General features: G+C 61.7%; 9 protein-coding genes. All 9 read right to left on the bottom strand.

What is annotated here, in order from left to right; genetic code table 11:
- Positions 1-2 precede the first annotated feature (2 nt).
- The 9 genes from gspE to gltB all read right to left on the bottom strand — a co-directional run bounded on the left by gspE (position 3) and on the right by gltB (position 13,586).
- On the bottom strand, positions 3-1,454 hold the full coding sequence (gspE, locus tag APH36_RS07015) for a type II secretion system ATPase GspE (RefSeq protein WP_060498040.1): 1,452 nt from the start codon (positions 1,452-1,454) through the stop codon (positions 3-5).
- Entirely contained in the window at positions 1,451-3,292 is a 1,842-nt protein-coding gene (gene gspD / locus APH36_RS07020; protein WP_060498041.1) for a type II secretion system secretin GspD, read from the bottom strand. The genes gspE and gspD overlap by 4 nt, the downstream gene beginning before the upstream one ends.
- Positions 3,289-3,696: a type II secretion system protein N gene (locus APH36_RS07025; RefSeq protein WP_177337087.1), complete on the bottom strand. Its 408-nt coding sequence runs from the start codon at positions 3,694-3,696 to the stop codon at positions 3,289-3,291. Before APH36_RS07025 ends, gspD begins: the two co-directional genes overlap by 4 nt.
- A gap of 88 nt (positions 3,697-3,784) precedes the next feature.
- Complete coding sequence (locus APH36_RS07030) at positions 3,785-4,297, bottom strand: cytochrome b (RefSeq protein WP_060498042.1); 513 nt, start codon at positions 4,295-4,297, stop codon at positions 3,785-3,787.
- A 54-nt stretch (positions 4,298-4,351) separates the two neighbouring features.
- A complete protein-coding gene (gene gbpA, locus APH36_RS07035) occupies positions 4,352-5,821 on the bottom strand; it encodes an N-acetylglucosamine-binding protein GbpA (protein ID WP_060498043.1) in 1,470 nt (489 codons plus the stop codon).
- 120 nt (positions 5,822-5,941) lie between these two features.
- A complete protein-coding gene (locus tag APH36_RS07040) occupies positions 5,942-6,289 on the bottom strand; it encodes a YgiW/YdeI family stress tolerance OB fold protein (protein WP_060498044.1) in 348 nt (115 codons plus the stop codon).
- Between the two features lie 115 nt (positions 6,290-6,404).
- Positions 6,405-7,469 (bottom strand): uroporphyrinogen decarboxylase, encoded by a 1,065-nt coding sequence (hemE, locus tag APH36_RS07045; RefSeq protein ID WP_060498045.1) that lies wholly within the window; start codon positions 7,467-7,469, stop codon positions 6,405-6,407.
- A 129-nt stretch (positions 7,470-7,598) separates the two neighbouring features.
- Positions 7,599-9,017 (bottom strand): FAD-dependent oxidoreductase, encoded by a 1,419-nt coding sequence (locus APH36_RS07050; protein ID WP_060498046.1) that lies wholly within the window; start codon positions 9,015-9,017, stop codon positions 7,599-7,601.
- A gap of 123 nt (positions 9,018-9,140) precedes the next feature.
- Positions 9,141-13,586 carry a glutamate synthase large subunit gene (gene gltB / locus APH36_RS07055; protein WP_060498047.1) on the bottom strand — a complete coding sequence of 1,482 codons (4,446 nt, stop codon included), beginning with the start codon at positions 13,584-13,586 and terminating at the stop codon, positions 9,141-9,143.
- Positions 13,587-13,809: the final 223 nt, after the last annotated feature.

Genomic DNA, 13,809 nt, shown 5'->3' on the forward strand with positions numbered 1-13,809 from the left:
GCTCAGTCCTGGCCTGTGACGCGCAGCAGTTCCTCGACACTGGTCTGCCCTTGGCAGACTCGCTCGATACCGTGCTGAAACAAGCTGGTCGAGTGCGGGCACAGCAATGCCCGCATCTGTGCCAAGGATGCGCGGCCGTGAATAGCCTGTGCCAGCTGCGGGGTGATCACGACCATTTCATGCAAAGCCACACGCCCGCTGTAGCCCAACTGGCACAGCTCACAACCAACAGCCTGGTAAAGCTGCTGCGGTAAGTCATCGGGATTGCCCAGTGCAGCGGCCATGGCGTCATCCACCTCGCACGCGACCTTGCAATGCGGGCACAACACACGCACCAGCCGTTGAGCCATGACACCGGCGAGCGATGAGGCGAGCAAGCAGGTATCCACACCCATGTCCGCCAACCGCATGATGGCACCCAGTGCGCTGTTGGTATGCAGGGTCGACAGCACCAGATGGCCCGTCAGCGATGCCTGCACGGCAATTTCGGCCGTTTCCCTGTCACGGATCTCACCCACCATCACGACATCCGGGTCCTGCCGCAGGATCGCCCGCAGCCCGCGCGCAAAGGTCATCTCCACCTTGCTGTTGACCTGAGTCTGGCCGATGCCCGGCAAGTGATATTCAACCGGGTCCTCGACGGTGAGAATGTTGCGCGACTCACGGTTCAGTACCGACAACGCCGTATACAACGTGGTGGTCTTGCCAGAGCCGGTGGGGCCGGTCACCAGGAAAATGCCATGGGGTTTGTCCAGCAATGCAAGGAACGCCTTCTGCACAGAGGGCTGCATCTGCATGTGTTGTATGTCCAGGCGGACCGCCTGCTTATCCAGCAAGCGCATCACCACCCGCTCCCCATGGGCCGCAGGCAAGGTGGACACACGCACATCCACCTCATGGCCTGCCAGCCGCAAGCTGATGCGGCCATCCTGTGGCACACGTTTCTCGGCAATGTCCAGGCGCGCCATGACCTTGATGCGCGATACCAGCAATGCCGAGAGCGCCCTGGGCGGCGTGAGCACTTCGCGCATGACACCATCGATGCGCATGCGAACACGCAACTGCTGCTCGAAGGTTTCCAGGTGGATATCGGAAGCGCGTGACCTGACCGCTTCGCTGAGCAATGCATTGAGCAACCGGATGATCGGCGCATCGTCCTGTTGATCGAGCAGGTCACTGGCCTGCGGCAAGCCCTCAGCCATGCGTGACAGGTCGATGTGGTCATCCAGCTCCTGGATAACCGACTGTGCCGCATCCTGGGCGCCGCCATAGCAACCGGCCAGGTGGATGGCAAACGCGTCATCGTCCACCACCCGCAGCGGAACATGCTGCCCGACCACGCGCAACGCTTCGGAAAGCGACTCCAGCGAGGCGCCGTTGCGCATCAGCAACGTGTGGCGGTCCAGCAAAATGCCAAAGCGCCGGGCAAAGCCGAATGGAATCAGATCGCTCACCGGCCATGTTCCTCGCCCATCGGTGCAGGGCGCGCCTCGAACATTTGGCGGGGGTCTTTCGGTACTCGTGCCGGGTCGGACGCCTGTACGTCGCCATAGGCGCGGCGGCCGGACTCGATCAGGTCTTCCTGGGTACGCAAGACGGTAGGCCTCAGGAACACCATCAGGTTGGTCTTTTCCTGAGTGTCCCTGGTCCAGCGGAACAAGCCACCAAGCAGCGGGATGCGGCTTAGCAACGGCACTGCGCGCTGCTCTGTCCGCACGCTGTCCTTGATCAGGCCGCCGATCACGATGATCTCGCCGTCCGCAGCCAGGATGGTGCTCTTGAGCGTCCGCTTGCTGGTGATCAGGTCACCTTCGACCGTGCCAGGTGCCAGTTCGGAGCTTTCCTGTTCGACCTCCAGGCGCAAACTCCTGCCCTCATTGATGTGCGGGCGCACCTTCAGGCTAATACCGATGTCCTTGCGTTCCACGGTCGTGAACGGGTTGTCGGCGCCACTCCCTGATGTGGTGTACGAGCCGGTCTTGAAGGGCACGTTCTGCCCCACCAGGATCTGCGCCTCCTGGTTGTCTAGCGTGAGCAGGCTGGGGGTGGACAGCAAATTGCTGCGGGTATTGCTGGCCAACGCGGAAACCAGCAGGCCAAAACGGTCAGAACCCAATGCCAGTGCCGCACCGCTCGGCAGTGCCTTGTCTGCGCCCAGCAGGTCAGCCCAGGCCACACCGCTGTCGGGGAATGTCACACCGCCCTTGAGGCTGCCTGTATCTATCCCCCACTGCAGCCCCAAGGCTTCATTGATATCCCCGCTGACCTCGACGATGGCCGCATGTATCAGCACTTGCGCGCGTGGCTGGTCGAGTTGCTCGATGATCTGTACCACATTACCCAACGTCTGGGGCTCACCCAGAAGCACCAGCGCATTCTGGCTGACATCGGCCTTGACCATGGCCCCTGCCGCAAGTGGCTGGCCCAAGGTTTCAGTACCTGCCTTGGCATCCAGCCGTTTGCCCACTTCACTGAGCACCTCGGCCAGTTGCTCGGCATTGCCATGCTGAAGGCGCACCACTCGCCAGTTCTGCGAACTGACAGGCGCGGGCACATCCAGCTCGCGGGCCAGGCGAGCAAGGCGTTGCCGGGACTTTTCCGGGCCGAGTATCAGCAGGCGGTTGCTGCGCGAGTCGGACAGCACCCGCACGCCACTGTCCGGGCCGCCCGCCGAAGCCTCTACCACAGGCAACACATCCACGACCTGTGCTGTACGCAAGGTCACCAGCTCATAGTCATGCCGTTGACCGCTGTCCAGTTGCGCCACCAGGCTTTGCAGGCGCTCCAGGTTTGCAGCCGAATCGGTAACGACCAAGGCATTGGCCGAACTGGACGGTCCAATGTAACCATTGCTGGACACCAACGGCCTCAGCAAGCCCGCCAGATCAGCCGCAGTGCTCCCAGACAAGCTGAACACGCGCGTGGTGAATGCGGCAGGAATGGCATCGACCTGCTGGTTGGCCCAGGCTTTTGCCTCACTCGCCGGCAGCACCAGCAAGCGATCACCATCGTTCACCGCGGCGAACCCTTGTGCATTCAGCACCGAGTAGAACAGCCGGCGCACGCCCTCACGATCGTGCGCTTCATTGGACAAGACTGTAATCCGGCCCTGTACGCGCGGATCAAGCACAATTGTCTGGTCAAGAATGGCCCCGACTTCGCGCACCACATCGCGTACATCGGCATCGCTCATCGCCAGTTGCCAGGTCGGCGCATCAGCCAGGGCCAGCGGGCAGGTCAAAGTCAGACAGGCCCCGAACGAGGCCACCCGTAGAAAGCGTTGAAATGTCATTGCACCTCCCGCAGCAGGCGGGGTGAATCGGCAGACGCAGGACCACGCGTGGGGGTACTGCCCGATTGAACGAAGACGCTGGCGCGGCTGCCGGACAACGCCAGCGTTTGCTCGCGCTCACCGTCCCAAAGGGTGATGGAACGCACGTCGATCCGACGCAACACGCTGCCGCCCGGCATACGGTCGCCAACCCGGTACAGGCTTTCACCCTCGCGGCTTGCAACCAGCGCACGGGCCTGGCCCTGGCTTGATACGAAACACGCCTTGAGAACCAGTTCGGCCTGGCTGGCAGCCTGGCCGACTGGCTCGCTATAACCAAATGCCAGTGCCAGGGTTGCTGTGGGTAATGGCTTCTGGGCAATTGATGCGGACGCGACCTGCTCCCGCCCGATGCGCTCTGCCACGGGCCGGGTCGTTTCTCGCACGACCAGAAAAGCAATCGCCAACAGGGGAGCTGCCACCCAGGACAGAATCGAAAACGGCTTCATTGGCTCAGGGCAACATCCGGCGAAGCACCTGCCGCCCAGAACACTCGTGCAGAATGACGGCCCCGACATGCAGCGCCACAACCATGGTCAGCACCACGTTGGCTGCAACATGCAGCTTCAGCCAGGCACTGAGCCATGACGGGTCGCTGATCAACGGCGAGATGGCAAACCATCCAAACACGTCGATTGCGCGGTCCATCATCAGTACACCAGATAACAGCACCAGCGCGGTCAGCCAGTACATACCCTCGTGTACAGCATGGGCAGCCCGGCGCGCCCGAGGGTTCTCATTCAGCGCACCCGGCCTGGCCTTGACCAATCGCACCAGCCAGCGCAGCAAGAAAACCGGGATGAACAGCGTGGTCAGGCCGACATTCACGAAACCGACCAGATGGGCAGTGGCGGGTTCGACATCAAAGCCGGAAACATAAAAGCCACTGACCAGCGCCCAGCCGATCACCAATGCAGAGACCCAGTGCAACAGGATCTGCTGCCAGCAATATTTGTGTACTTGCATCGAAAATACCGTGTTGTGCCCTAGCCGCTACTCCGGCTGCCAGGGCACATTCCTTCAGCGTTTGATCCAGGCGTCTTGCCAGTGGCTGCCTACACCCGGCTCATATTGGGTGGCACTTGCCGAATAGCTCTTGCACCAGCCCTCGAACGGGAACGGCTTGCACTCGAACACTTCACCCGTCTTCGGTTGCAGTACACGTGTACCGGCCTTGTAGCTTGCAATCGATTGAGGGAATTCAAAGTCGTGGCCTTCGCCACCCGCAGCCTTCAGCTGAACCGTGCGCTCTTCCTGCAACAGGATGCGCCCGGCCTTGTTCACGCCAACGACCTTGAGCAGGTGCTCGCCTTCGACACTGCTCGCTTGCAGCGTCATCGGACGGGTGGTGGCGTCCACGTCCTGACGAGTGAAGCCGACTTGCTGGTTGGCACTGTCGAACAGCCGTGCACTGACCTGCAGCTTACGGTTGGTCATTACCGTGAAGTCCAGGTTCGCCTTACCGTCTTCCAGCACGTACTCAGGTTTGAGGTCATGCAGGTGCAGGTAGCTGTCATCGACAGGTACGCCTTCGAAATCCAGCTGATAGCTGCTGATGCCCGTCTCGGGTTTGGCGAAGATGCTGTTGGCGCCCTGGACCGGCTTGATGTTGCCCTCGCTATCAAGGTGGCCCGCTTGTACCAAGGACTGGGTTTCATTGATGCGCTTTGCAAGCTTGTAGGACCAGTTTGCTGCAAGGCCTTCCTCAGCGCTGTCAATGACGATACCTACGCTGAATTGAGCGCTTTCCGAGCCGGCCACGAACGCGCGAGCCCTGACCTTGTCGCCAACCTGCAGGTCACGATGTGGGTTGATGCTGCCCACTTGCGGCCACTCAGGGGCGGGGCCACCTTCAGTCTGAATATCCACGTCCATGACGTTGTAGAACGCTGCAGCAGTGTCATCGACTGTCCAGACACCCAGGATGATGTGCTGCCCGGTCTTGTCAGCAGGCAACGTGCACTGATGCTTTACAAGGGCTGGTCCATGTGTGGGTTGCCCCTCACCACGAGCCGGCTTCCCATGCCCATCAACGGTACAGAAAGGCGTCGACTCGAACGCATCGCGCCCCAAGGGTGCATTCGGGTTCCACCCCGCTTTGGTGATGAAGTACTCCCAACCCGTCGTCTTGTGCCCTTCGGTGTAATACCAGTCGAAGGCGACGTCGCGCTGCTTGATGGGCGTCAGCGACCAGCGGTTGGCAGACTGCTCATCCAGCGGTGCGAAGTCGGACCGCACCCCACCACTGGCGAGTTTGCCATCAGCCGGGCCGCGGGCCGGGAAGCCTTTTTCGGCCTCCCCGACTGCTTGCGGCTCGTACATAGGCTGGCCACACTCGGTGTTCAACCCAAGTCGGCACGCATACGCCCTGGAAGGCGGTTCACTGGCGTAACCGTGTGCACTGGCCATTTGGGCATGCATGCCCACCCCGGCAATCGCCAGCCATGCGCTGCTGGCAACAACCCTTCGTAGATGCTTTCGTGTACTCATGACGCACTCCAAACTGCTGAGTTTGCGTCGGGGGCTCCCGACAGGAGTGCGTCATTCTAAAAATGCGAAAGGCTGCAAAACATAGGAAAATTCCTGCCGAACAGCAGGCATTTTCATGAGTCAGTTGATGATCTCGACAATATCCACGTCAACCTCACGGCTCATCAGGTGCTTTTCCACCTCACCGGTCAACTTGACCTTGGTCTTGTCGTTGAACGGCGTCGACGGCAGGTCTTCGTCATCGATCTCGACGGTGATGGTGCCGGTGTTGTCCTTGAACTCGTACTTGTCGTCGTTGTTGATCTTCTTGGTCACAAACCCTTGCAGCACAACCGGAGTGTCATCGGCAGCGTCGTTGGCAGCGGCAACAGTGGTGACCGACTGAGCGCCGGGGCCGGTATAGGTCGCAGCCAGTGCGGCGGTGCTGAACAGAGGGGCGAGGATCAGGGCGAGGTAACGTGCTTTCATGAGGATCGGGTCCTGTTTGGGTTTCGATGGGACCAGATTAGCGACGATCGCTGAATTAAAACTTAATGCGACAAAAAGCCCGGCACAGGGCCGGGCTTGGGTTTTCAGCTTCAGATCACTGATGATACTGCGCCGACAGCTCATGCACGGCGTTGATGAACACACCCGCGTGCTCCGGATCGACTTCCGGCGTAATGCCGTGGCCCAGGTTGAACACATGGCCCGTGCCGTGGCCGTAACTGGCCAGGATGCGCGCCACTTCCTGGCGGATGGCTTGCGGCTTGGCGTACAGCACGGTCGGGTCCATGTTGCCTTGCAGGGCCACCTTGTCACCCACGCGGCGGCGGGCGTCGCCGATCTCGCAGGTCCAGTCCAGGCCCAGCGCATCGGCGCCGGCTTCAGCGATGCTTTCCAGCCACAGGCCACCGTTCTTGGTGAACAGGATCACCGGCACCTTGCGCCCTTCGTGCTCGCGGATCAGCCCGCTGACGATCTTGCGCATGTAGGCCAGGGAGAATTCCTGGTAGGCCGCCGCCGACAGGTTGCCGCCCCAGGTGTCGAAAATCTGTACGGCCTGGGCACCGGCCAGAATCTGGCCATTCAGGTAGCTGGTCACCGACTGGGCCAGCTTGTCCAGCAGCAGGTGCAGGGCTTGCGGGTTGTCGTAGGCCATGGCCTTGGTCTTGCGGAAGTCTTTCGACGAGCCGCCTTCGACCATGTAGGTGGCCAGGGTCCATGGGCTGCCGGAGAAGCCGATCAGCGGCACACGGCCATTGAGTTCGCGGCGAATGGTGCTGACCGCGTCCATCACATAGCCCAGGTCTTTCTGAGGGTCTGGGATTGGCAGCGCTTCGATGTCGGCCGGGGTGCTGATGACCTTCTTGAAACGCGGACCTTCGCCGGTTTCGAAGTATAGGCCCAGGCCCATGGCGTCGGGGATGGTGAGGATATCCGAGAACAGGATCGCCGCGTCCAGCGGGTAGCGGTCCAGCGGCTGCAGGGTGACCTCGCAGGCGAACTGCGGGTTCATGCACAGGCTCATGAAGTCGCCGGCCTTGGCGCGGCTGGCGCGGTACTCCGGCAGATAGCGGCCGGCCTGGCGCATCATCCACACCGGGGTGACGTCTACGGGTTGCTTGAGCAGTGCACGCAGGAAACGATCGTTCTTCAGGGCAGTCATGTCGGCATCCGGAAAAATAGTGCGGGCATTTTCTCAGACGCACAAAGAAAAGGCACGGCTCATTGCCGTGCCTTTTCTCTATGGGTATGTCCTGGATCAATAGATTTTGTATACAAAATCTAAATGATTTCAGACTTCGAGGTAGTCCAGGATGCCTTCAGCAGCGGTACGCCCTTCGAAGATTGCCGTCACCACCAGGTCCGAACCGCGCACCATGTCGCCACCGGCAAACACTTTCGGGTTGCTGGTCTGGTGCTTGAACTTGCCTTTCTCCGGCGCAACCACGCGGCCTTGGCTGTCCAGCTGGATACCATGCTGCTCGAACCACGGCGCCGGGCTTGGGCGGAAGCCGAAGGCGATCACCACGGCATCGGCCGGCAGGATCTCTTCAGAACCCGGGATCGGCTCGGGGCTGCGGCGGCCACGGGCATCCGGCTCGCCAAGGCGGGTCTCGACCACTTTTACGCCTTCCACCTTGTCCTCGCCAACGATGGCGATAGGCTGGCGGTTGTAGAGGAACTTCACACCCTCTTCCTTGGCGTTCTTCACCTCTTTGCGCGAACCCGGCATGTTGGCTTCGTCACGGCGATAGGCGCAGGTCACCGATTTGGCGCCCTGACGGATCGACGTGCGGTTGCAGTCCATCGCGGTGTCACCACCGCCCAGCACCACCACCTTCTTGCCCTGCATGTCGACGAAGTCTTCCGGCGACTTTTCGAAGCCCAGGTTGCGGTTGACGTTGGCGATCAGGAAGTCCAGCGCGTCATGCACACCTGGCAGGTCCTCGCCCGGGAAGCCACCCTTCATGTAGGTGTAGGTACCCATGCCCATGAACACCGCGTCGTACTCGGCGAGCAGCTGTTCCAGGGTGACGTCCTTGCCCACCTCGGTGTTCAGACGAAACTCGATGCCCATGCCGGTGAAGACTTCGCGGCGGTTGCTGAGCACGGTTTTTTCCAGCTTGAACTCGGGGATGCCGAAGGTCAGCAGGCCACCGATTTCCGGGTTCTTGTCGAACACCACCGGGGTCACGCCGGCACGCACCAGTACGTCGGCGCAGCCCAGGCCAGCAGGGCCGGCGCCGATGATGGCGACGCGCTTGCCGGTTGGTTTGACCTTGGACATGTCCGGGCGCCAGCCCATGGCGAAGGCGGTGTCGGTGATGTACTTCTCCACCGAACCGATGGTCACCGCGCCAAAGCCGTCGTTCAGGGTGCAAGCACCCTCGCACAGGCGGTCTTGCGGGCACACGCGGCCGCACACTTCCGGCAGGGTGTTGGTTTGGTGCGACAGCTCGGCGGCGGCCAGGATGTTGCCTTCGGAAACCAGCTTCAACCAGTTGGGGATGAAGTTGTGTACCGGGCACTTCCATTCGCAATACGGGTTACCGCAGCCCAGGCAGCGGTGTGCCTGGTCCACGGACTGCTGCGGCTTGAACGGTTCGTATATTTCCACGAACTCTTTCTTGCGCTGGCGCAGCAGCTTCTTCTTCGGGTCCTTACGGCCCACTTCGATGAACTGGAAGTCGTTGTTCAGACGTTCAGCCATTTTTCAAAACCTCTTTACAGCAGCTGCAAGCTAGACGCTGCAAGCCGCAAGACGATCACTTAAGCCGGGCAAACCTCGTACTGCCTTTACCTGCAGCGTGAGGCTTGCTACTTGCAGCTGTTTTTACTGCGGGTTGGCACGGGTGCTGGACAGCAGCTGCTTCAGGTTGGCTGCCTTCGGCTTCACCAGCCAGAAGCGCCGCACGTAGTCGTCCAGGTTCTCCGAGAGCTCACGCCCCCACTCGCTGCCGGTTTCTTCCACATACTCGGCAAGGACACGCGCCAGGTGGCTGCGGTACGCCTCCATCGCTTCACCACTGATGCGCTGGATTTCCACCAGTTCGTGGTTGAGCTTGTCGACGAAGCTATTGTCCATGTCGAGCACGTAGGCGAAGCCGCCAGTCATGCCAGAACCGAAGTTGTAACCGGTCTTGCCCAACACGCAGACAAAGCCGCCGGTCATGTATTCACAGCAGTGATCGCCAGTGCCCTCGACAACAGCGTGGGCGCCGGAGTTACGCACAGCGAAGCGCTCGCCCGCAGTACCTGAGGCAAACAGCTTGCCGCCAGTGGCACCGTAAAGGCAGGTATTGCCGACGATGGCGCTGTGCTGGGTTTCGAACGGGCTGCCGGCTGGCGGCACGATGGTGAGCTTGCCACCGGTCATGCCCTTGCCGACGTAGTCGTTGGCGTCGCCTTCCAGGTGCAGGTTCAGGCCACCGGCGTTCCACACACCGAAGCTCTGGCCCGCAGTACCCTTGAAGCGGAAGGTGATCGGCGCCGCAGCCATGCCCTGATTACCGTGCAGGCGGGCGATTTCACCCGACACACGCGCACCGATGGAACGGTCGCAGTTGCAGATGTCGAGGTTGAACTCGCCACCGGCCTGGTCACGGATGGCCGGCATGGCCATTTCCACCATTTTCTCGGCCAGCTCGCCCTGGTCGAACGGCGGGTTCTTGTCCACTTCGCAGAACTGCGGCTTGTCAGCCGGGATGTGCGAGCTGCCCAGCAGCGGCGACAGGTCCAGGTACTGCTGGCGCTCGGTGTCGCCTGGCAATACGTCGAGCAGGTCGGTACGGCCGATCAGTTCGCCCAGGCTGCGCACGCCCAGTTTGGCCAGCCATTCACGGGTTTCTTCGGCGACGAAGGTGAAGAAGTTGATCACCATGTCGACGGTGCCGATGTAGTGGTCCTTGCGCAGCTTGTCGTTCTGGGTGGCTACGCCGGTGGCGCAGTTGTTCAGGTGGCAGATGCGCAGGTACTTGCAGCCCAGGGCGATCATTGGCGCGGTACCGAAGCCGAAGCTTTCGGCGCCGAGGATGGCCGCCTTGATCACGTCCAGGCCGGTTTTCAGGCCGCCGTCGGTCTGTACCCGCACCTTGCCGCGCAGGTCGTTGCCACGCAGGGTCTGGTGGGTTTCTGCCAGGCCCAGTTCCCACGGGGCGCCGGCGTACTTGATCGAGGTCAGCGGCGAAGCACCGGTACCACCGTCGTAACCCGAGATGGTGATCAGGTCGGCATAGGCCTTGGCCACACCAGCGGCGATGGTGCCCACGCCGGCTTCCGCCACCAGCTTGACCGACACCAGCGCCTGCGGGTTGACCTGCTTGAGGTCGTAGATCAGCTGGGCCAGGTCTTCGATCGAGTAGATGTCGTGGTGCGGCGGTGGCGAAATCAGGGTCACGCCCGGTACCGCATAGCGCAGCTTGGCGATCAGGCCGTTGACCTTGCCACCCGGCAGCTGGCCGCCCTCACCGGGCTTGGCGCCCTGGGCGACCTTGATCTGCAGCACTTCGGCGTTTACCAGGTATTCCGGGGTCACACCAAAGCGGCCGGTGGCCACCTGCTTGATCTTGGAGCTGCGGAGGGTGCCGTAGCGCGACGGATCTTCACCGCCCTCACCGGAGTTGGAACGCGCGCCCAGGCGGTTCATGGCCTCGGCCAGCGCCTCGTGGGCTTCCGGCGACAGGGCCCCCAGCGAGATACCGGCGGAGTCGAAACGCTTGAGGATGGCCTCCAGCGGTTCGATCTGCTCCAGCGGCAGCGGCTGGTCGGCCACTTTCACTTTCAGCAGATCGCGGATCATCGACACCGGGCGGGTGTCGACCAGCGTGGTGTATTCCTTGAACTTGGCATAGTCGCCCTGCTGCACGGCGGCTTGCAGGGTGTTGACCACGTCCGGGTTGTAGGCGTGGTACTCGCCACCGTGAACGAACTTCAGCAGGCCGCCTTGCTGAATCGGCTTGCGCGCGCTCCAGGCTTCGGCCGCCAGCAGCTTCTGGTCGCTTTCCAGGTCTTCGAAGCGCGCGCCCTTGATGCGGCTGGACACGCCCTTGAAGCTCAGGCCGACCACTTCCTCGGCCAGGCCGATGGCTTCGAACAGCTGCGCACCACGGTACGAGGCGATGGTGGAGATGCCCATCTTCGACAGGATCTTCAGCAGGCCCTTCGAGATGCCCTTGCGGTAGTACTTGAAGACTTCGTCCAGGTCGCCCAGCACTTCGCCGGTGCGGATCAGGTCGGCCAGCACTTCATAAGCCAGGTACGGGTAAACGGCCGAGGCACCGAAGCCCAGCAGCACGGCAAAGTGGTGCGGGTCGCGGGCGGTGGCGGTTTCCACCAGGATGTTGCTGTCGCAACGCAGGCCCTGTTCGGTCAAGCGGTGGTGCACTGCACCCACGGCCAGCGAAGCGTGCACCGGCAGTTTGCCCGGGGCGATGTAGCGGTCGCTCAGCACCAGCTGGGTCTTGCCAGCGCGCACGGCTTCTTCAGCCTGGTCAGCGATATTGCGGATGGCCGCTTCGAGGCCGACGCCCTCTTCATAGTTGAGGTCGATCAGCTGGCGGTCGAAACCTTCGCGCTCCAGGCTCATCAGCGAACGCCACTTGGCGGGCGAAATGACCGGCGAGCTGAGGATGACCCGCGAAGCGTGCTCCGGAGACTCCTGGAAAATGTTGCGCTCGGCGCCCAGGCAGATTTCCAGCGACATCACGATCGCTTCGCGCAGCGGGTCGATCGGCGGGTTGGTCACCTGGGCGAACTGCTGGCGGAAGAAGTCGTACGGCGAACGCACGCGCTGCGACAGCACGGCCATCGGCGTGTCGTCGCCCATCGAGCCGACGGCTTCTTGGCCCTGCTCACCCAGCGGGCGCAGCACCTGATCACGCTCTTCGAAGGTGACCTGGAACATCTTCATGTATTGCTTGAGCTGGTCAGCGTCATAGCTGGCCACGCCCTGGTCGTCGGTCAGCGTCGCCTGGATACGGGTGGCGTGCTGACGCAGCCAGCGCTTGTACGGGTGACGCGACTTCAGGCGGTTGTCGATGGCGTCGGTGTCGAGGATCTGGCCGGTTTCGGTGTCCACGGCCAGGATCTGACCCGGGCCGACACGGCCTTTGGCCAGCACTTCCTCAGGCTGGTAGCCCCATACGCCGATTTCCGAGGCGATGGTGATGTAGCCGTTGGTGGTGGTCACCCAGCGCGCCGGGCGCAGGCCGTTACGGTCCAACAGGCACACCGCGTGGCGGCCTTCGGTCATGACGATACCGGCCGGGCCGTCCCACGGCTCCATGTGCATGGAGTTGTATTCGTAGAAGGCGCGCAGGTCGGCGTCCATAGTCTCGACGTTCTGCCAGGCTGGCGGTACCAGCATGCGTACGCCGCGGAACAGGTCGATGCCACCGGTCACCATCAGTTCCAGCATGTTGTCCATGCTCGACGAGTCGGAACCCACGCGGTTGACCAGCGGTCCGAGCTCTTCGAGGTCGGGGATCAGGTCGTTGGCGAACTTGGTGCGACGGGCCATGGCCCAGTTGCGGTTGCCGGTGATGGTGTTGATCTCGCCGTTGTGGGCGAGGAAGCGGAACGGCTGCGCCAGCGGCCATTTCGGCAGGGTGTTGGTGGAGAAGCGCTGGTGGAACACGCAGATCGCGGTTTGCAGGCGCTCGTCACCCAGGTCTGGGTAGAACGCCGCGAGATCGCGCGGCATCATCAGGCCTTTGTAGATGATGGTCTTGTGCGAGAAGCTGCAGATGTAGTGGTCGGCATCGTGGGCGTTGGCCACCGACGAACGGCGACGGGCACTGAACAGCTTGATCGCGAATTCCTGATCGCTCAGGCCTTCACCGCCGATGAACACCTGCTCGATCTGCGGCAGGCGCTCCAGGGCCAGGCGGCCGAGCACGCTGGTGTCGATCGGAACCTTGCGCCAGCCGACCAGTTTCAGGCCGGCTGCGAGGATTTCGCGGTCCATGTTGGCGCGGGCGGCTTCAGCTTTGACTGGGTCCTGGTTGAAGAACACCATGCCGACGGCATACTGCTTGGGCAGCTCGACGGCGAAGTGCTCCTGGGCCACAGCACGCAGGAATTGATCGGGCTTCTGCATGAGCAGACCGCAACCGTCACCGGTCTTGCCGTCGGCGTTGATGCCGCCGCGGTGGGTCATGCAGGTCAGCGCCTGCATGGCGGTTTGCAGAAGGTGGTGGCTCGGTTCGCCCGTCATATGGGCGATCAGGCCAAAACCACAGTTGTCCTTGAATTCTTCGGGATGGTACAGACCTGTTTTCATAGACACATTCTCACCAGGTTCACCTCTCAACGGAGGCAAATCTCTTTTTTAACAACCACTTACCATCCACGCCGATCAAACGCCAGCTTTTTTGCGGTGGCCATGGAAAACCATTGTTGCACAGCGACAGCGATGCCCACAAATTTTCATGTCTCACCAATGAAAATTTATGTCGCAATTTTGAATGTTTTTGCACCATGTGCCGTGATAGCGGCTTGGCTCG

It is taken from the genome of Pseudomonas sp. NBRC 111133, assembly GCF_001320605.1.
GTDB lineage: Bacteria > Pseudomonadota > Gammaproteobacteria > Pseudomonadales > Pseudomonadaceae > Aquipseudomonas > Aquipseudomonas monteilii.